This window comes from Acidihalobacter prosperus, assembly GCF_000754095.2.
GTDB lineage: Bacteria > Pseudomonadota > Gammaproteobacteria > DSM-5130 > Acidihalobacteraceae > Acidihalobacter > Acidihalobacter prosperus.
In genome coordinates this window covers 432,793-450,198 of sequence record NZ_JQSG02000006.1, presented here as the reverse complement: position 1 = coordinate 450,198, position 17,406 = coordinate 432,793, and the positions used below count along the sequence as shown (strand labels likewise).

18 protein-coding genes are annotated in these 17,406 nt (G+C 65.7%); 3 read left to right on the top strand and 15 right to left on the bottom strand.

Annotated features, from left to right (window positions below; all coding sequences use genetic code 11):
* Positions 1-10: 10 nt before the first annotated feature.
* From THPRO_RS12835 to THPRO_RS12810, 6 genes are all read right to left on the bottom strand, one after another.
* Positions 11-421 (bottom strand): hypothetical protein, encoded by a 411-nt coding sequence (locus THPRO_RS12835; RefSeq protein WP_038092722.1) that lies wholly within the window; start codon positions 419-421, stop codon positions 11-13.
* 47 nt (positions 422-468) lie between these two features.
* Positions 469-858, bottom strand: a complete 390-nt coding sequence (locus THPRO_RS12830; RefSeq protein WP_201786988.1) for a roadblock/LC7 domain-containing protein — start codon at positions 856-858, stop codon at positions 469-471.
* Entirely contained in the window at positions 859-1,386 is a 528-nt protein-coding gene (locus THPRO_RS12825) for a GTP-binding protein (protein WP_038092726.1), read from the bottom strand.
* Positions 1,383-2,075, bottom strand: coding sequence for a hypothetical protein (locus THPRO_RS12820; protein ID WP_038092728.1), 693 nt, complete (start codon positions 2,073-2,075; stop codon positions 1,383-1,385). Before THPRO_RS12820 ends, THPRO_RS12825 begins: the two co-directional genes overlap by 4 nt.
* A 198-nt stretch (positions 2,076-2,273) precedes the next feature.
* The gene (locus tag THPRO_RS12815) at positions 2,274-2,819 is read right to left on the bottom strand and encodes a GTP-binding protein (protein ID WP_065089720.1); all 546 of its coding nucleotides are present in this window, start codon (positions 2,817-2,819) and stop codon (positions 2,274-2,276) included.
* Positions 2,809-3,810, bottom strand: a complete 1,002-nt coding sequence (locus tag THPRO_RS12810; RefSeq protein WP_038092731.1) for a hypothetical protein — start codon at positions 3,808-3,810, stop codon at positions 2,809-2,811. Before THPRO_RS12810 ends, THPRO_RS12815 begins: the two co-directional genes overlap by 11 nt.
* Before the next feature lie 335 nt (positions 3,811-4,145).
* On the opposite strand from THPRO_RS12810, the gene THPRO_RS12805 reads away from it, so the two are divergent.
* On the top strand, positions 4,146-5,579 hold the full coding sequence (locus tag THPRO_RS12805; protein ID WP_065089110.1) for an IS1182 family transposase: 1,434 nt from the start codon (positions 4,146-4,148) through the stop codon (positions 5,577-5,579).
* 118 nt (positions 5,580-5,697) lie between these two features.
* Here THPRO_RS12805 and THPRO_RS12800 read toward each other — a convergent pair whose 3' ends face one another.
* From THPRO_RS12800 to THPRO_RS12785, 4 genes are all read right to left on the bottom strand, one after another.
* Entirely contained in the window at positions 5,698-7,248 is a 1,551-nt protein-coding gene (locus THPRO_RS12800; RefSeq protein WP_052064357.1) for an HD domain-containing phosphohydrolase, read from the bottom strand.
* A gap of 30 nt (positions 7,249-7,278) precedes the next feature.
* Positions 7,279-8,829 (bottom strand): PAS domain-containing sensor histidine kinase, encoded by a 1,551-nt coding sequence (locus THPRO_RS12795; RefSeq protein WP_052064356.1) that lies wholly within the window; start codon positions 8,827-8,829, stop codon positions 7,279-7,281.
* Positions 8,830-8,980: 151 nt separating this feature from the next.
* Complete coding sequence (locus THPRO_RS12790) at positions 8,981-9,766, bottom strand: exodeoxyribonuclease III (RefSeq protein WP_038090235.1); 786 nt, start codon at positions 9,764-9,766, stop codon at positions 8,981-8,983.
* 55 nt (positions 9,767-9,821) lie between these two features.
* Positions 9,822-11,651: a cation:proton antiporter gene (locus tag THPRO_RS12785; protein ID WP_038090231.1), complete on the bottom strand. Its 1,830-nt coding sequence runs from the start codon at positions 11,649-11,651 to the stop codon at positions 9,822-9,824.
* A gap of 70 nt (positions 11,652-11,721) precedes the next feature.
* On the opposite strand from THPRO_RS12785, the gene pyrE reads away from it, so the two are divergent.
* Together pyrE and THPRO_RS12775 are read left to right on the top strand one after the other, a co-directional pair.
* A complete protein-coding gene (pyrE, locus tag THPRO_RS12780; RefSeq protein WP_065089719.1) occupies positions 11,722-12,366 on the top strand; it encodes an orotate phosphoribosyltransferase in 645 nt (214 codons plus the stop codon).
* 4 nt (positions 12,367-12,370) lie between these two features.
* Positions 12,371-12,958, top strand: coding sequence for a DUF4124 domain-containing protein (locus THPRO_RS12775; RefSeq protein WP_052064355.1), 588 nt, complete (start codon positions 12,371-12,373; stop codon positions 12,956-12,958).
* On the opposite strand, the gene argB is transcribed toward THPRO_RS12775, so the two are convergent.
* Genes argB through THPRO_RS12750 form a run of 5 tightly spaced genes read right to left on the bottom strand, consistent with a single transcriptional unit; the run spans position 12,955 to position 17,353 of the window.
* Complete coding sequence (argB, locus tag THPRO_RS12770) at positions 12,955-13,824, bottom strand: acetylglutamate kinase (RefSeq protein ID WP_065089718.1); 870 nt, start codon at positions 13,822-13,824, stop codon at positions 12,955-12,957. The genes THPRO_RS12775 and argB overlap by 4 nt on opposite strands.
* 28 nt (positions 13,825-13,852) lie before the next feature.
* Entirely contained in the window at positions 13,853-15,232 is a 1,380-nt protein-coding gene (locus THPRO_RS12765; RefSeq protein ID WP_065089717.1) for a phosphomannomutase/phosphoglucomutase, read from the bottom strand.
* A gap of 34 nt (positions 15,233-15,266) precedes the next feature.
* Positions 15,267-15,722 carry a dUTP diphosphatase gene (gene dut / locus THPRO_RS12760; protein WP_038090224.1) on the bottom strand — a complete coding sequence of 152 codons (456 nt, stop codon included), beginning with the start codon at positions 15,720-15,722 and terminating at the stop codon, positions 15,267-15,269.
* Positions 15,709-16,941 carry a bifunctional phosphopantothenoylcysteine decarboxylase/phosphopantothenate--cysteine ligase CoaBC gene (gene coaBC / locus THPRO_RS12755; RefSeq protein WP_038090215.1) on the bottom strand — a complete coding sequence of 411 codons (1,233 nt, stop codon included), beginning with the start codon at positions 16,939-16,941 and terminating at the stop codon, positions 15,709-15,711. Before coaBC ends, dut begins: the two co-directional genes overlap by 14 nt.
* A 55-nt stretch (positions 16,942-16,996) precedes the next feature.
* Positions 16,997-17,353, bottom strand: a complete 357-nt coding sequence (locus THPRO_RS12750) for a hypothetical protein (protein WP_065089871.1) — start codon at positions 17,351-17,353, stop codon at positions 16,997-16,999.
* Positions 17,354-17,406 lie beyond the last annotated feature (53 nt).

Here is a 17,406-nt window from a genome sequence, read left to right as displayed (position 1 = left end):
AGGCGATGCGTCAGCCCGGGCAGTGCGGGGCGATTTCCGGCAGCGACTTGCGCAACGCGGCCCAGCCCATGCCGAGATTGGCCTTGCGGCCGGTGATCAGCACGGCCAGCGAGTTGGGCTTGCCCGGCACGATGGACATGAAGTGATAGGTGCCGTCGGTGGTCATCTGCACTTCCTTGATGGAGTTGGCGACATCCGTGCCACGCTGGTTGGCGAGCAGCTTTTCGACCGCATTGATGGTCTTGCCGCGGAACATGTCGACCGCCGCCGCGGCGACCGCGTCGAGATAGCTCTGGGTGAAATAAGGCACCTTGTGGTGCACGGCCATGAGCAATCCGGAGCCGAGATCGACAACGGCAAAGCCGAGGGCGTCGTTGACGTCGTCTACGACTTGTTCGCAAATGGCGTTGAGGTCTGCCATGAGTGTTTCTCCTTGGTGTGGGTCGGTCGTTCGGGAACTGTGTTTGCCTAAGCGAGGTAGTGGTGCAGATCCTCTGCGGCGATGCGTATCGTCGAGAGCAGCATGCCCAGACTGACGGTGGCCGTGGCGAAGACGGTTAAAGCATGGTTTGTGCCAAGGCGCTGGGTGACGATGTAGCCATCGCGGTTCTGCACGATTACGAACTGGCACTGCGACTGCTCCGCCTCCTTGGCAAGGCTTTCGCCCAGGGCAATGACCGAGCTGGTCATGGCGGCCAGTTTCGAGGTGTGCAGGTCCTTGTGCATGGCGCTCGCCTGGCGGTGGCCGTCGATGCTGGATAGCAGGGCGCCATAGACGCTGCTCTGTTCGTCGAGCAGGGTCCTCAGCCGCGTTTCCGCGATGTGGCGGATTTCCTCGGTGATGGCGGTCACGGACATTCAAACGTACTCCAGCGTGGTGATCAGGGTGTCCAGCAGCATCAGCATGTCCTCGCGTTCGCGTGGGTCTGCCGCCAGTACGGGCAGGATCAGGCCGATGTCCTGCAGATGGGTGTAGTAATCCTCGAGTGTGGGGCTGTTGGGCGTCTCCATCCGGTTGACGGCCACCACGGCGCCGGTCTGCTCAATGAGCTGCGCGAAATTTTCGAGGTAGATGTCCATGTCCGCGATGGGGTCAGGGCGGCTGTTGTCGCACAGGATGATCAGACCCAGCGCGCCCTGGGCGAGGATTTCCCACATGTGCCGGAAACGCCGTTGCCCCGGCGTGCCGTAGAGATGGAGTATCTGGCCGTCCGGGAGCGTGACCTCGCCGAAATCCATGGCCACCGTGGTGGTTTGCTTGATCTCGGCGAGGTCGTCCGTGGTCGCCACGTCGCTGGCCACGGGCGGGATTTCGCTGATCGAGGAAATGGCGGTCGTCTTGCCGGCGCCGGGCGGCCCCGTGAAAATGAATTTGAGTTCGTTCAAGGCTGGCCTCCCAGGCCAAGTCCGGCGCGGATGCGCGAAAACAGCCCCCGTCGTTCGTGTCGGGTGGACAGGGCCGGTGCCTGATTCGCGGGTGCGGAGCCCAGCACGGCCAGCCAGCCCTGGCGGTGGCACAGTTCGACGAAATGCCGGGCCGTTTCAAGCTCGCTGCGCGCTTCGCGTGCCAGCTGCTCGAGTGTCATGGCCCGGCGAATCAAGACCGCGCTGAGGCGCGTCAGCGATGCCCGGTCGCCGGCGGCCTGCACAACTTGCGGGCTTGGCCAGCGTCTGAGCTGGATCAGCGATGACGCGTCGAGGGCCGGAGGCCTGCCCGTCGCGCCCGCGGCGGCGGGCGCTCCCTGCCGGGCGGCGTCCTGCTCCAGACTGCGTTCGAGCACGCTGACCAGATCCCGCGCCCGGATCGGCTTGTGCAGCACGTGCAGCGCGTCAGGCGGAGGGGTGCGGGCGGAGAGCGCGATGCGCCGTGGGCCCTCGCGCGCTGAGGTTTGCCATAGCGACTGGCCCATGGGATCGTCGATGTCGATCAGGATGCGATCCGGCCGCGCGACGGCGTTGTCGACGCGCCAGGCGTGCTGCATCCTGTCCGCCAGCAATTCGAGCAGCGAGGTCACAACGGCTGCGTCCTTGTCACTCAGGGCATTCAGAGACAGGGTCTTATACGTAGCGGACATGAGCGATCTTCCATCGCGCACCGAAAACGGGGCGCTCGTGCGCAGCTTCAGGGTCTTCCGGTGTCCGGCGCTCGGCGCCCGTCCACCCACCGGCGTCAGTAGATTTTCTTATCATCGGTGTCCGTTATCTGATGTTAGCAGCCCATGGCCGGATATACAGCCTGCCTTCAAGCGACGCGGGACGAAGGGGCATGCGGATTACGGCCGCGGCCGGGTCTGGAGGCAGGCGAGCAGCGTCTGTACGAGCAGCACGATATCGTTGCGGTGAGTGGCGTTGACCTCGAACACGGGGTGGCTCAGGTGGTGGGAAGCGAGGTGTTCGAGATAGTCGTCCATTTTCGGTTGGCGGGCCATATCGGTGTGCGTCACACCGATGACGACTGCGGTCCGGACAACGAAATCGGCAAAGGCCTCCAGGTAGAAAGTCAGGTCGGCCAAGGGATCCTCGCGCGAGTTGTCCACCAGCAAAACCAAGCCTAGACCACCCTGCGTCAAGATGTCCCACATGTGGCTGAAACGGCGTTGACCCGGAGTGCCGTAAAGGTGGACGCCGATGCCGTCGTCGAGTTCGATATGGCCGTAGTCCATGCTCACCGTGGTGGTGGTCTTGCCCTCGTGCGTGCGTTCGTCCTCGCTGGCGTGGACATCGGTGCTCACTGGCGGGAAATCGCTGATGGCCTGGATCGCGGACGTTTTGCCGGCGCCGACAGGACCGGCAAACAGGATCTTGTTGTCAGCGTTCATCGGCCCCTCTTGATGTCACCATGTCGGACAGGCGGCGCGCAAGTCGTGCGAGCAGACCGGAAGAGGCCGGCCCGTGCGCGGCCGCAGGCGTGCCAGGCAGCGAAGACGGCCGGTGATCGGGGGCTGCGCTTTCGGTCAGCAACAGGTCGAACCAACGGGCGGCATTGCAGAAACCGGCGATTTCCTGCTGGTCGCAGCCGCTGGCGCGTTCGAGTTCCGCGACGCTCATCGCCCGCTGCGTCAGCAGCGCCGCCAGCCTGAGTTCGTGAGCCTGCGCGCCGACGCGGGTGAAATTCGGCCAGCCCCTGAGCCTGTAGCGCTGTTTCGGATCCAGCGGTGCGACCTTGCGGGGCATGTGCGCGGTGCGCCAGATCAGGCCGTCGAGGTTGTGGCGCTGAAGTTTCGCCGTCGCTGCCAGAAAGGTCTCCGGGTCGACCGTGCGGACCTGCGGCGGCCGGCTGCAGGCGGCCATTTCCATGCTGACCTTATCGAAATTCTGGATGGCGTAGAAGGTCTTGGCCTGCCCGTCGATCCAGATCGCCAGCGTCGGGGCGACGACGGCATGAGACGGCGTGTCCAGATGGCGCATGCGCGTCAGCCATTGCAGACAGCTGTCGGAAACGCCGTCCATTTCGTGCGTGCCGGCCTGCCGAGTGCGGACGGGCATATGCCGCACCAGATCGCCGATGGCGTCCAGCAGGCCCTGCACCCTCAGGGGATGGATGTACTGCCATTGGGCCGCGACGGCTGCGGGCGCCTGTTTGCCGTAGACGATGGCGTGTTGGTCGCGCGCGCTTGCCGCCAGCAGCGCCTGCCCCGTGGCGTCGTCGCCATCGGCGATCAGCAGGTCCGCCGGCACGCGCTCATCGCTGACCAGGGTATAGTCGATGTGATTGGCCGGCAGCAGCCTGAGAGCCACATTGACGATGGTCTGCGCCTTGCCGTGTATGCCCCCGAGACGGATGGAAATGTGCTTGTTTGGGACTGCCATCGGGTTCCTTGCGGTTCGACTGGATTGTTCGTGCGTCGGTCGATGAAAGGGACGCGACGGTGCGCTCGTACCGAAAACCGGCGTCGACAGGCACGCCATTATTTCTGTTTGTGGTTCCATAGCGAGCGACGACGAACAACTATACCCGATAAAATAGTCAATATAAGTCATTGATCAATAATGGTGCGCGCGCGCTTTTTTGGTGCGCATCGTTCGCTGCCCCGGCGCCGGCGGCAGGGCCGCCGTAGCGGCGCGCGAGGGCCCAGGGTGTGTCAAAACGTGAACCAAGAGAGTCCCATTTGATCTAAGTTTGAAGGCAGATTTCTGGGGGCGGGATGAAGCGTTTTATTGAAGGTCAGAGCCGTACGCAAAGCGTCTTGTTTCCAGAAGTCCTTGATGATTATGTCAGCGATGCCAACCCGGTTCGTGTGGTTGATGTCTTTGTCGATGAACTGGATCTGGGTGCGCTGGGATTTGCCGGGGTTGAGCCGGCGTCTACGGGACGTCCCGGTTACCATCCGGCCGTTCTTCTCAAGCTTTACATCTATGGGTATCTCAACCGGGTGCAATCCTCGCGTCGTCTTGAGCGTGAGGCCCAGCGCAACGTCGAGCTGATGTGGCTGACCGGTCGCCTGATGCCGGATCACAAGACCATTGCCCGCTTTCGCCAGGAACATGGACAGGCCATCGGTAATGTCTGTCGCCAGTTTGTGTATCTGTGCCGTCAGCTGGGTTTGTTCTCCGAAGCCCTGGTGGCCATCGACGGGAGCAAGTTTAAGGCGGTGAACAACCGGGACCGGAACTTCACGAAGGCTAAGCTCAAGCGTCGAATGGAAGAGATCGACAAGAGCATCCAGCGTTATCTGGTGGATCTGGACACGGCCGATCGTCAGGAAGATGAGGTGGCCCGGGCCCAGTCAGGGCGTCTTCAGGACAAGATCTTAGCGCTCAAGTCACAGATGAAGCAGCTGCAGGCCATCGAGACCGAACTCAATGCGAGTCCAGATGGCCAACTCTCACAGACCGATCCGGATGCACGTTCCATGAAGAGCCGTGGCGCAGGGATCGTTGGTTATAACGTCCAGACTGCGGTTGATGCGCAACATCACCTGATTGTCGCCCATGCGGTGACCTCGCACGGCAGTGATCGTGACCAGCTCACAACGATGGCAGAACACGCTCGAACGGCCACGGGTGAAACGGATCTGACAGTCATTGCGGATCGGGGGTATTACAAAAGCGAACAGATCCTGGCCTGTCATGAGGCGGGCATTACCGCCATCGTGCCGAAGACCACGACGTCGGGCGCCCGAGCTGATGGCCGCTTCGACAAGGCGGACTTTATCTATGATGCGACCAACAATGAATATCGCTGTCCTGCCGGACAACGTTTGATCTGGCGTTATGTCAGCACAGAAGGTGGCCTGAAGATCCATCGTTACTGGAGCTCACATTGCCCACGGTGCGACATTAAATCCCAATGCACGCCCGGTGATTATCGACGGGTCAGTCGTTGGGAGCATCAGGATGTCCTCGAAGCCATGCAAAGACGTCTGGATCAGGCGCCGCAGAGCATGCGCATCCGAAGACAAACGGTCGAGCATCCATTCGGAACGATTAAATCATGGATGGGCCACACGCACTTCCTGACCCGAACCCTGGAACATGTGAGTACCGAGATGAGCCTGCATGTATTGGCCTACAACCTCAAGCGCATGATGAACCTGATGGGAACGCAAAACCTGATCCAGGCCATCCAGGCTGGGTGAAACCCGGCGCGCCAATCCCTTCTTTATTCAGCACCACAGGTTTCTACTGAAGGGGCCAGCTGATTAGCTTAAGACCCAGATCGGCGGTTTTGACACGGCCTCGGCCGAATGCGTACGCTCAGCCTGCGTCCGGCAGGCGTTCGTGAATGGCGAGAAAGTCCTCGATGTGCCGCAGCATCAGGTCGGTCAGGACGGGATCGAATTCGCTGCCGCGCCCCTGCTGCAGCACTTCGAGCACCCGTGTCAGGGGCCACGCCTCCTTGTAGCAGCGTCGCGACAGCAGTGCGTCGAACACGTCGACGAGCTTGGTGATGCGTCCGTAGAGCGGGATGTCACCGCCGCCGAGTCCGCCGGGGTAGCCCTGGCCGTCCCAGCGCTCGTGGTGGCTCAGGGCGATTTCGGCGGCGGCGGCGAGCCAGCGCGAATCGTGGCTGATCAGCAGTGCGTGACCGGCGTTCGCATGGGTGCGCATCACCACCCATTCCTCCTCCGTGAGCGCGCCAGGCTTGTTGAGTATGGCATCGGGGATCGCGATCTTGCCGACGTCGTGCAGCGGCGCTGCGGCGCGCAGCAGTTCGCACTCGGCCGAATCGAGGCCCGCGAGTTTGCCGAGGAGCGCGGCGCTTTCGCCGACGCGGCGCACGTGGTTGCCGGTCTCGCCAGAGCGCAGTTCGATGGCTTCGCAGAGCAGCAGCAGGGTTTCGCGCTGCATGCGCTCCATGTCGCAGCTCAGGGTCAATTGGTCGCGGGCCCGGCCGGTGTTCGCCAGCAGCAGTTCGATGAACTGCAGGTCGGCCGGGGACAGTGGCGGCATGCCTTCGAGATAGATCACCTGGCGCGGCTGACAGCGGCTGGGGATGTAGCCCGCGAAGAGCCGGCCCTCGATTTGAGTGCTGCCGTTGCGCAGGGACTGGAGTACCAGTCGCAGGCCCTCGCTCGGCAACAGGGCGGCGGGTTTCTGCCCGGCGCTGGGGCGATAATGCCCGAGCGCGGCGACGATGCGCAGGTCCGGTTCGCTTGCCGTTTCCGCCTCGACGATCGCGGCCGCGGGCGTTTCCAGCAGCAGGCCGCCTTCGAGCACGCCGAGCAGGGAGGCCATTTCGTCCAAGACCGCGTGCAGCAACTGGTCGATGGATTCGTGCGAGAACAGGCCGCCGCTGGCCTCCGCAACGCGTTCGAGCCCGCGTCGAGAACGCTCCAGCGTCGCCAGCGCACTGTAGCCGCGAAGGGCGTTGATGACGACCGCATACAGACGGTTGACGTCCATTTCCGTCTTTTCGTGGTAGTCGTTGATGTCGTAGTCGCGTACCACCTCGCGTTCGGGGGCCTGGCCGGGGTGGCCGGTGACGATCACGATGCGTACCTGAGCGTTATGCTGCCTTTCGCGGACGGTGCGCACCAGGTCGAGACCGGCATGCTCGTTCTCCATCACCACGTCGACCAGCGCGAGCGCGGTTTCGGGGTGCGCGGCGAGATCTGCCTCAGCCTCGGCAGCCGAATAGCAGCTGACGATTTCCAGTGGACGAGCGTGGAAGCGGATGCCCGCAATGGCCATGCGTACCGCCGAGTGAACATCCTTCTCGTCGTCGACGATGAGGACGCGCCAGGGGCGTCCGCTGGCCTGGGGCGAGGTGTTGTCGGGAGCGAGTCCGAGGCTGTTGTTGTTCATGGGGCACCTGCTATGGGGACGAATCCCGTGTCATCGATCAATGTCGGCCAGGGTTGGCGTGCGTGGGTACGGCGGGGGGGCATCGCCGCTGGTTTCTGGCAGAGGGCGACGGATCGTGAAACGCACGCCATGCCCGGGCCGGCTTTCCAGCTTCAGGCTGCCGCGAAACAGCCCGGTTACGAGGTTGTGTACGATGGACAGGCCAAGCCCGTTGCCGCCCTGTCCCCGGCGCGTGGTGAAAAAGGGGTCGAGTGCCTGCAGGCGCACGGACTCGGGCATGCCGCAGCCGTCGTCCTGATAGACGAAGATGATCGTGTCCGACTCGCGTCGCAGTTGTAGCGTGATGTGCCCGGGTTGATGCTCGATGAAGCCGTGGGTCAGCGAGTTCTGTACCAGATTGATCAGGATTTGCGCCCAGGCATCCGGATAGTCGGTCAGCGTGACGGGATCGGCGCAGTCCAGCGTCATCGCGACCGGCCGGTGCCGCGTCAGCGGCCTGAGCGTGTCGAGTACCTCTTCAAGGTAGCCGCACAGCTCGATGCGGCGGGGCTCCGCCGCGCGCTGATCGGCGGCGACCTGCTTGAATTCGCGGACGAGGCGCGCCGAGCGCTGGAGGTTGTCGGCGATGAGTTTCGCGGCCTGTTCGGCCTCGTTCATATATTTTTCGAGTTCGCTGCGCGTCAGGGTGCCGGCGATCCAGGCCTCGCGCGTGCGTTGCGTGGCGTCCTCGAGGTGGCTTGCGGTGGTGTTGGCGATGCCGATGGGGTTGTTGACCTCGTGCGCCACGCCGGCAACCAGCCCGCCCAATGCCGTCAATCGCTCGCTGGCCTGGATTTCCATCATGCGCTGCGCGGTCACGTCCAGGGCGAGTATCAGCACGCCACGGACTTCGCCGTCGGGCGCACGGTCGGGCGTGTAGCGGATTTCGAAGCGCCGGATTTCGCCGTCCGGCTCCGGCAGATCGGCCTCATAGGCCTGCTCTTCGCCTTGCAGCGCCTTCCTGAAATAGGGCTCGACCACGGCGTAACGTGCTTCGCCGAGAATTTCGCGGACCTGGTGGCCGGGCACCTGGTCGGCGGGGAGGGACGAAAAGATCGAGTAGGTGGCGCTGGCCAGCCGATAGCGCTCGTCGGGCGTGACATAGGCGACCAGGGCCGGCACGCGGTTGATGACCAGGTTCAACATGTCGTGCTGGGTCTGGAGCTGCTGGCGATGCTGGTATTCCGACGTGAGATCCTGGATGAGGGCGATGAAACGCCAGCCGTCGGATTTGCCGGCGCCCATGTCGCCGAGCGCCAGGCGTACGGGGAAGGTGCTGCCGTCGCGCCGCATGGCCTCGGTCTCGCGGCCTTTTCCGATCAGGCGGGCCTCGCCGGTGGCCAGATAGCGGTTCAGGTAGCCGTCGTGCGCATCGCGATGTGGTGCTGGCGCCAGTTCGCGGACATTGCGTCCCTGCCAGTCGTCGTCACGATAGCCGAATAGGCGCGATGCCGCGGGATTGGCGTACAGGATGTCGCCTCGCGTATCGGCCGCGATGATGGCGTCGGGGATGACCGGTGCAACCAACCGCAACGTTTCCATTCGGGCCTGCGCTCCGGGAGGGATTGCCCATGAACCGTGTCCGACACGCCGTATGTCAGGGGGTAAGCCGTTCTTATGGCGTGTCCGGTTAAGCCTAGTCCGTATGAGCGTAACGTCAAACAGGACAAAGACTTGAGCGCCGTCCGTCGCGTCAGGTCAGCTCTCGGTCGTAGTCGATGGTCAGCGGGGCGTGGTCGGAGAAGCGTTGCTCGCGGTAGATCGCGGTGGCGCGGACCTTGTCGGCCAGCGAGGGGCTGACCACCTGATAGTCGATGCGCCAGCCGACGTTCTTGGCCCAGGCCTGGCCGCGGTTGGACCACCATGTGTACTGCTCGGGCGCTTGCTCGATCCGGCGGAACGCATCGACATAGCCGAGTTCACCGAACAGGCGGTCCAGCCAGGCGCGTTCCTCGGGCAGGCAGCCCGAGTTCTTCTGGTTGCCGCGCCAGTTCTTGATGTCGGCGGCGGTGTGCACGATGTTCCAGTCGGCGCAGATCACGTACTCGCGGTCGCTGCCGCGCAGCGCGTCGAGGTGTCGGTACAGGCAGTCCATCAGGCGGTATTTGATCTGCTGGCGTACATCGCCGGAGGAACCCGACGGCATGTACAGGGAGATCACGCTCAGGTTGCCGAAGCGGGCTTCCAGCCAGCGGCCCTCGGCCTCGAACTCCGGGCATTCGGGGCAGCCAAGCACGGCTTCCACCGCATCGGGCTTGCGCCGCGCGTACAGCGCGACCCCGCTGTAGCCCTTCTTTTCGGCATCGGAGTAGTAGCAGTCCCAGCCTTCCGGCCAGAACGCCGCATCGGTGAGCTGCGCGGCCTGGGCCTTGGTTTCCTGGATGCAGACCACGTCCGCATGCTGCTGCGGCAGCCAGTCGAAAAAACCCTTGCGGGCGGCGGAGCGGATGCCGTTGGCGTTGAAGGTGATGATGCGCATGCAGGTAGAAGGTTGTGGCTTGGCGAAAGTCGGCGAGTCTAGCATCCGTTCTGCGTTACGGGGGGGCGGCCGCTTCCTGTTCGCCGCCTTTGTCGGGCAGCGTGAGGGCCAGCAGTGTCCAGTCGCTGCCCGGCCGCGTCTCGCTGTCCGCGGTGAAGATGCGCAGCGCGCCCTTGGGCGTGATGGCGAACAGCGGCAACGCGCGGGCGCCGTGCTGTTTGCGCCAGTCTTCCAGCCCGAAGCTGTCGGTCAGGGTGGTGGTGCGGATTTCCGCGCCCTGGCTCAGCAGGCTCTGCAGCTTGCGGTAGGACACGTCGGCACCGAACAGCGGTCGGCCGCGGAACTCGGCGGCGACCGTGTGCTTGTGCCGACGCTGTTCGCTGTCCGAACTCGTGGGCAGCGTGTAGACGCTCTGTTGGCCCAGCTCGCGGCGATAGTACTGGGCGGCGAGCACGTTGAGATCGCCCTGCGGCGAGAGTCCGAGCAGGCGGCCGATGCCGATCAGGTCGAGATGGCGGTCGGCGTGCTCGGATACCGGATTGCCGTAATAGGTGCTCAGGCCGTCCATGCGCGCGGCCTTGACGTGTTCCCAGTAGCTGTCGGCCAGAATGACCTGAAAGCCGCGCTTCTGCAGGGCGCGTCCGACCATGCGTGCGACTGGGTTGGCGCCGACCAGCAGCAGGCCGCGCGGCTCCGGCTCCGCGATGCCGAGAAAGCGCGCGAAGGGCCGTGCGGTCAGGCTCTGCAGCACCACCGTGCCGATGATGACGAGGAAGGTCAGCGGTACCAGCCGGTTGGCGTCGGCGTAACCCAGCTCGGTAAGCCTCAGCGCGAACAGCGCAGAGACCGCCGCGGCGATGATGCCGCGCGGGCCGATCCAGGCCAGCAGCACGCGTTCGCGTCCGGTCAGAGGCGAGCCGAGCGTGGATAGCCAGACCTTGAGCGGGCGCGAGACGAGCTGCAGAACCGCGAGCACCCCGAGCGCGCCCCAGCCGATGCGCAGCATCTGGCCGAGGTCCAGGCGCGCGGCGAGGATGATGAACAGGCCGGAAATGAAGAACACGCTCAGGCTTTCCTTGAAATCGAGGATGGCCTCGACCGGAATGCGCTTCATGTTGGCCAGCCACATACCCATCACCGTCACCGCAAGCAGCCCCGACTCGGGTGCCAGGTGATCGGCCGCGGCGAACACCGCGAACACGGTGGAAAGCGTGGCGACGTTGTGCAGGTATTCTGGGATCAGGTAATGCCGCAGCAGCAAGCCGAGCAAATGTCCGGCGAGCATGCCGAGACCGCCGCCGATCAGCAGGATCAGCGCGAAGGTGGCGAGCAGGTGGCCGACGGCGCCAGTGCCCTGGCTGGAGATGATGAACTCGTAGATGACGACCGCCAGCAGCGCGCCGAGCGGGTCGATGACGATGCCTTCCCAGCGCAGCGCCTTGGCCACCGCGGCATTCGGGCGCACGGTGCGCAGCATGGGGATGATCACTGTGGGGCCGGTGACGGTCATCATTGCGCCGAACAGCGCGGCGAGCTGCCAGTCCAGGCCGACCAGCCAGTGCGCCGCCAGCGCGGTGACCGTGCCGCTGATCACCAGCCCGAAGCTGACCAGATTGCGCACCACGCGTTCAAGGCCACGGATTTCGTCCAGGCGCAGGGTCAGGCTGCCTTCGAACAGGATCACGGCGACCGCCAGCGAAACCAGCGGAAACAGCAAATCGCCGAACAGACTGTCCGGGTCGAGCCATCCGGTCACCGGGCCGAGCAGGATGCCGGCGAGCAGCAGGAACAAAATGGCGGGCAGCTTGACCCGCCAGGCGACCCACTGACAGGCGACGCCGAGCAGTCCGATGGCGGCAATCGCGAACAGGGCGGATTCGTTCATGGGCGCGCGGTGGTTGTCAGGGAAGCTGGGGCTACTCTAGCATGTGGAGGTGTCCTCCTATGGAAATGAAATGAGTACCCACGACCAGCAAGGTTTCCTGGATTTCGCCATCGAGCGCGGCGTGCTGCGTTTCGGTGAGTTCACGCTCAAGTCGGGGCGCATCAGCCCCTATTTCTTCAACGCGGGGTTGTTCAACAGCGGCGCCGCGCTGGCGCGGCTCGGGCGTTATTACGCGCAGGCCATCGCCGACTCCGGCGTGGCCTTCGACATGCTGTTCGGCCCCGCTTACAAGGGCATTCCGCTGGTGTCCGCAACCGCCGTGGCGCTGGCGGAGCACCACGGGCGCGACCTGCCGTGGTGCTTCAACCGCAAGGAGGCCAAGGACCACGGCGAGGGTGGCTCGCTGGTCGGCGCGCCGTTGTCCGGGCGCGTGCTGGTGGTGGACGACGTGATCACGGCGGGCACCGCGATCCGCGAGTCCGTGGACATCATCCAGGCCGCTGGCGCCACGCTGGCCGGTGTCGCCATCTCGCTCAACCGGGAGGAACGCGGTCGCGGCGCACGTTCGGCCATACAGGAGGTGGAGGAATCGCTCGGCGTGCCAGTGATCAGCATCGCCACGCTCGGCGACCTGGTGGCGCATCTGGCGCACGATCCCGCGCAGACCGAGACGCTCAAGCGCGTGGAAGCCTACCGCGCGGAATACGGGATATAGTCCGGTGAGCGTCCGGCCGGCGGTCGATCATGGTTTCGTTCGCCGCCGCCGGCTGATCCTGCTGGTTACGCTGCTGGCGCTCGTGGTCTGGCAGGCTTTTTCGGTATTGTCCGCGCAGGCGGCCATCTACCGCTGGCGCGACGCGAAGGGCACGGTGCATTACGACCAGTCGCTGCCGGACGCCGCGGTCGCACGCGGTTACGAGGTGCTGGATGCCGGCGGGGAGGTGATCCGCCGCGTGCCGCCGCCGCCGACGGCCGAGCAACGTGCGCATGACGAGGCCGAGGCCAGGGCGGCGGCGCAGGCCGAGGCCAAGGAAGAGGCGAGAGAGCGGCATGACCAGATGCTGCTGCAGACCTTCAGCAGTGTCGGCGATATCCGGCACATGCGCGACGAGCGGCTGCGCGCGCTCGATGTGCAGATCCAGCTGGCACGCGATCGCGTGGCGCAACAGGCGGGCGGGGATGCTGCGGCGCGCGCCGCAGCACGATCGACCCTGCAGGATCTGTTGCACCAGCGCGAGCAGATCAAGCTCGAATTCGAGGCGGATGTCAGGCGCTTCCGCCAGCTCAAGAGGCTGCCTTCGCCCTAGCCGCGGATCTGGGTGCCGACGCCCTGGTCGGTGAACAGCTCCATCAGCACCGCATGTTCGACCCGTCCGTCCATGATGGTCGCGGTCTTGACACCCGAATTGACGGCGTCGAGGGCGCATTCGATCTTGGGCAGCATGCCGCCGTGGATGGTGCCGTCGGCCACCATCGCCGCCACTTCGCGCGCGCTGACCGAGGTGAGCAACTCTCCCTGGCCGCCGAGTACGCCGCGCGTGTTGGTCAACAGAATCAGCTTGTCGGCGCCGAGAATGGCGGCGATCTTGCCGGCCACGAGATCGGCGTTGATGTTGTAGGCGGCGCCGTCCTCGCCGACGCCGATGGGCGCGATCACCGGGATGAAATCGCCGCTGTCGAGCATATGCACTACCGCAGGGTCGATGGACGAGACTTCGCCGACCTGGCCGAGATCGCCTTCGCCGGCCGATGCCCGGGTTTGCAGTTTGCGTGCGCGGATCAGGCCACCATCCTTTCCGGTCAGGCCTACCGCGCGCCCGCCCTGCTGATTGATCAGGTTGACGATCTCCTTGTTCACCAGACCGCCTAGCACCATTTCGACCACGTCCATGGTTTCGTTGTCGGTCACGCGCATGCCGCCGATGAAGCGCGATTCCTTGCCCAGGCGTTCCAGCAGCCGGCCGATCTGCGGGCCGCCGCCGTGCACCACCACCGGATTGATGCCGACGTGTTTCATCAACACGATGTCGCGCGCGAAGCTGCGCTTGAGATGGTCGTCGATCATGGCGTTGCCGCCATACTTGATGACGACGGTCTTGCCTGTAAAGCGTTGGATGTAGGGCAGCGCCTCGATCAGAACGTCGGCGGCGTGCGTGGCGGCGGTATGGTCCATGGCGTATCTTCCGTGTCCGATGGAGCGCTCAGAAGGGGAGCGCGAGCGAGGGATCCGCGGCCAGCATCTGCGTGCGGAACACGCCCTGGATGCGGGCCAGCGCGGCCGCGTCATCGGCCTCGAAGCGGACGACGAGGCTCGGCGTGGTGTTGGACGGGCGCACCAGCCCCCAGCCGTCGGCATAGTCGGCGCGCAGGCCGTCGATGGTGGTGAGCGTGGCGCCGGCGAAGTCGGCTTGTTCGCTCAGCTTGAGCATGAAGGCGAAATGCGCGCCCTCTTCGGCAAAGTGCACGTTGAGTTCCGGGGTATTGAGGCTGTCGGGCAGGGCGGCGAACACCTCGGTCGGCGTGCGCGCGTCGTGGCTGAGGATCTCGAGCAGGCGTGCGGCGGTGTAGAGCGCGTCGTCGAAACCGTACCAGCGCTCCTTGAAGAAGATGTGCCCGCTCATCTCGCCGCCGAGCTGGGCGGAGGTCTCGCGCATCTTGGCCTTGACCAGAGAATGGCCGGTCTTCCACATCAGCGGCTCGCCGCCGTGCGCGGCGATCTGGTCGCCCAGGTGTTTCGAGCACTTGACGTCGTAGAGGATGATCGCGCCGGGATTGCGCGAGAGCACGTCGGCGGCGTAGAGCATCATCTGGCGGTCGGCCCACACCACGCGCCCTTCGGCGTCGACCACGCCGAGGCGGTCGCCGTCGCCGTCGAAGGCGAGGCCCAGGTCGAGCCCGTGGTTGCGTACTCGTTCGATCAGATCGGCGAGGTTCTCGGGCTCCGACGGATTCGGGTGATGGTTGGGGAAATGCCCGTCGATTTCGCAGTAGAGCCGCTCGACGCGGCAGCCCAGCCGTTCGATCAGGCGCGGGGCGAGTTCGCCGGCGACGCCGTTGCCGCAGTCGACGGCCAGGCGCAGCGGACGCGCGAGCTTCACGTCGCCGGCGATGCGCGCGAGATAGCGTTCGGCGACGTCTTCCTCGCGGCGCGTCCCGGTGCCGTGGGCGAAGTCGTCGTTCTCGATGCGCGTGCGCAGATTCTGAATGGTATCGCCGTAGAGGGTCTCGCCGCCGATGACCATCTTCAGGCCGTTGTAGTCGGGCGGGTTGTGGCTGCCGGTGACGGCGACGCAGGTACGGGTGCCGAGGGCCTCGGCGGCGTAGTAGACCACCGGCGTCGGCACACAGCCGACATCGATCACGTCGATGCCGCTGGCCAGCAGCCCCTCGGCGAGCGCGGCGATCAGCCGCGGGCCGCTGAGACGCCCGTCACGCCCGATCGCGACGGCCTGCTGGCCGCGTGCCAGCGCGGCACTGCCGAAGGCCTGGCCGATGAGCCGGGCGGCGGATTCGGTGAGGTCGCGGTCGACCACGCCGCGGATGTCGTAGGCGCGGAACAGGGTGGGACTGATCTGGCTCATCGGGCTTCCTTGTGTCGCTCGGTTGTCGCGGGGATCAGTGGCGGCCGGTGTGGCCGAAGCCGCCGGCGCCGCGAGTGCTGGCGTCGAACTCGTCGACGATGTCGAACTCGGCCTGCACCACGGGCACGAACACCAGCTGGGCGATGCGTTCGCCGGGCTGCACGGTGAAGCTGTCCTGGCCGCGGTTCCAGCACGAGACCATCAGCTCGCCCTGGTAGTCGGAGTCGATCAGCCCGACCAGATTGCCGAGCACGATGCCGTGCTTATGGCCGAGGCCGGAGCGCGGCAGGATGGTGGCGGCCAGACCCGGATCGCCGATGTGGATGGCGATGCCGGTGCGGATCAGCGCGGTGTCGCCCGGCGCGAGGTCGAGCGGCGCGTCCAGGCAGGCGCGCAGGTCCATGCCGGCGGCGCCGTCGGTGGCGTGCGCGGGCAGCGGGAAGTCGCGGCCGACCCGCGGGTCGAGAATCTTGAGTTCAATCTTGCGCATGGCGTGCGGGATCTTCCTTGAGCGGATGGATAAGGCGGTAGCGCTCGGCGACGAGCGCGACGAGTTCGCGGGCGAGGTCTTCCTTGGAAGCGCGCGGCAGACTGCGGGCGCCCTCGTCCCACAATACCTCCAGCGCATTGTCGCTCTGCTCGATGCCGAGACCATCGCCGACGCGGTTCGCGGCGATCATGTCCAGCCGCTTGGCGGCGAGCTTGGCGCGGGCATTGGCGAGCAGGTCGTCGGTCTCGGCGGCGAACCCCACGCAGAAGGGCCGCGGCCGGTGCGCGGAAACCTCGGCGAGGATGTCCGGCGTGCGTTCGAGTGCGAGGGCGAGCGTGTCGGCAGTCTTCTTGAGCTTGTGCGCGCTGGCGGCGGCGGGCCGGTAGTCGGCCACCGCGGCGGCGGCGACGAAGAGATCGGTCGACGGCAGCGCGCTCAGCACCGCACGGTGCATGTCGGCGGCGGTCTCGACGTCGACGCGGGTCACGCCGCGCGGCGTTGCCAGGGCGACGGGACCGGCGATCAGCGTCACCCGCGCCCCGGCGGCGCGCGCTGCGGCAGCGATGGCGAAGCCCATGCGGCCCGAGCTGCGGTTGGCGATCACGCGCACCGGGTCGATGGGTTCCCGCGTCGGGCCGGCGGTGACGGTGACGCGCACGCCGCCGAGCGGGCCCTTGTGCTTGCCCAGTGCGGCGAGAATCCCGGCGGGTTCGAGCATGCGCCCGGCACCGACCTCGCCGCAGGCCTGATCGCCTTCGGCGGGGCCCAGCAGGGCGATGCCGCGGGATTCGAGCAGCGCGCGGTTCGCCTGCGTCGCTGGATTGGCCCACATCACGCGGTTCATCGCCGGGGCGAGATACAGCGGCGCCTCGGTGGCGAGGCACAGGGTGGCTAGCAGGTCGTCGGCCAGGCCATGCGCGAGGCGTGCCATGAAGTCGGCGCTGGCCGGGGCGACGAGCACGGCGTCGGCCCAGCGCGCCAGCTCGATGTGCCCCATGCCGGCCTCGGCACGTTCGTCCAGCAGCGTGGTGTGCACGGGATTGCCGGACAGCGCCTGGAAGGTCAGCGGGGTGACGAACTCGCAGGCCGCCGCGGTCATCGCCACGCGGACCTCGCAGCCGGCCTTGACCAGCAGGCGCGTCAGTTCGCAGGCCTTGTAGGCGGCGATGCCGCCGGTGACCCCCAGCAGGATTCGGGAATGCGCGAGTGGTGTCGACATGAGAATGGCCCGGCATGGTACGCGCGCAGTGTAACAAATGCGCGTGCGTCGCCGTTCAGCGGTGCCAATGTCCCCGGTGATAGAACCAGCGGTCCTCGCCATGGCGTTCCCAGCGCCCGGGCGCCCAGCGGGCATGCGGGTACGGCGGTCTGGCCCAGTAGCCACCTCGCCACTGCCAGCGGCCGCTCCAGATCCAGCGTCCCGGTATCCAGACCGCGCCGGCATAGGGACGCGGCAATACCACTTCGTAAGGTGGCGGTGGCGGACCGATGCGGACATAGACGGCTGCCCGACCGGGGCCGACCGGAGCCAGCGGTACGCAGCCCGCCAGCAGCAAGATCGTCAGCGCGCCGGTTGCCAGAGTGGGCAGAACGGGATGCACGAGGGAAAACAAACGTGGCGGGTAGCGCATGTTGAACGCCTGCACTGGTTGTGTGGTCTATCTGCGGTTACAGTGGGATTGGG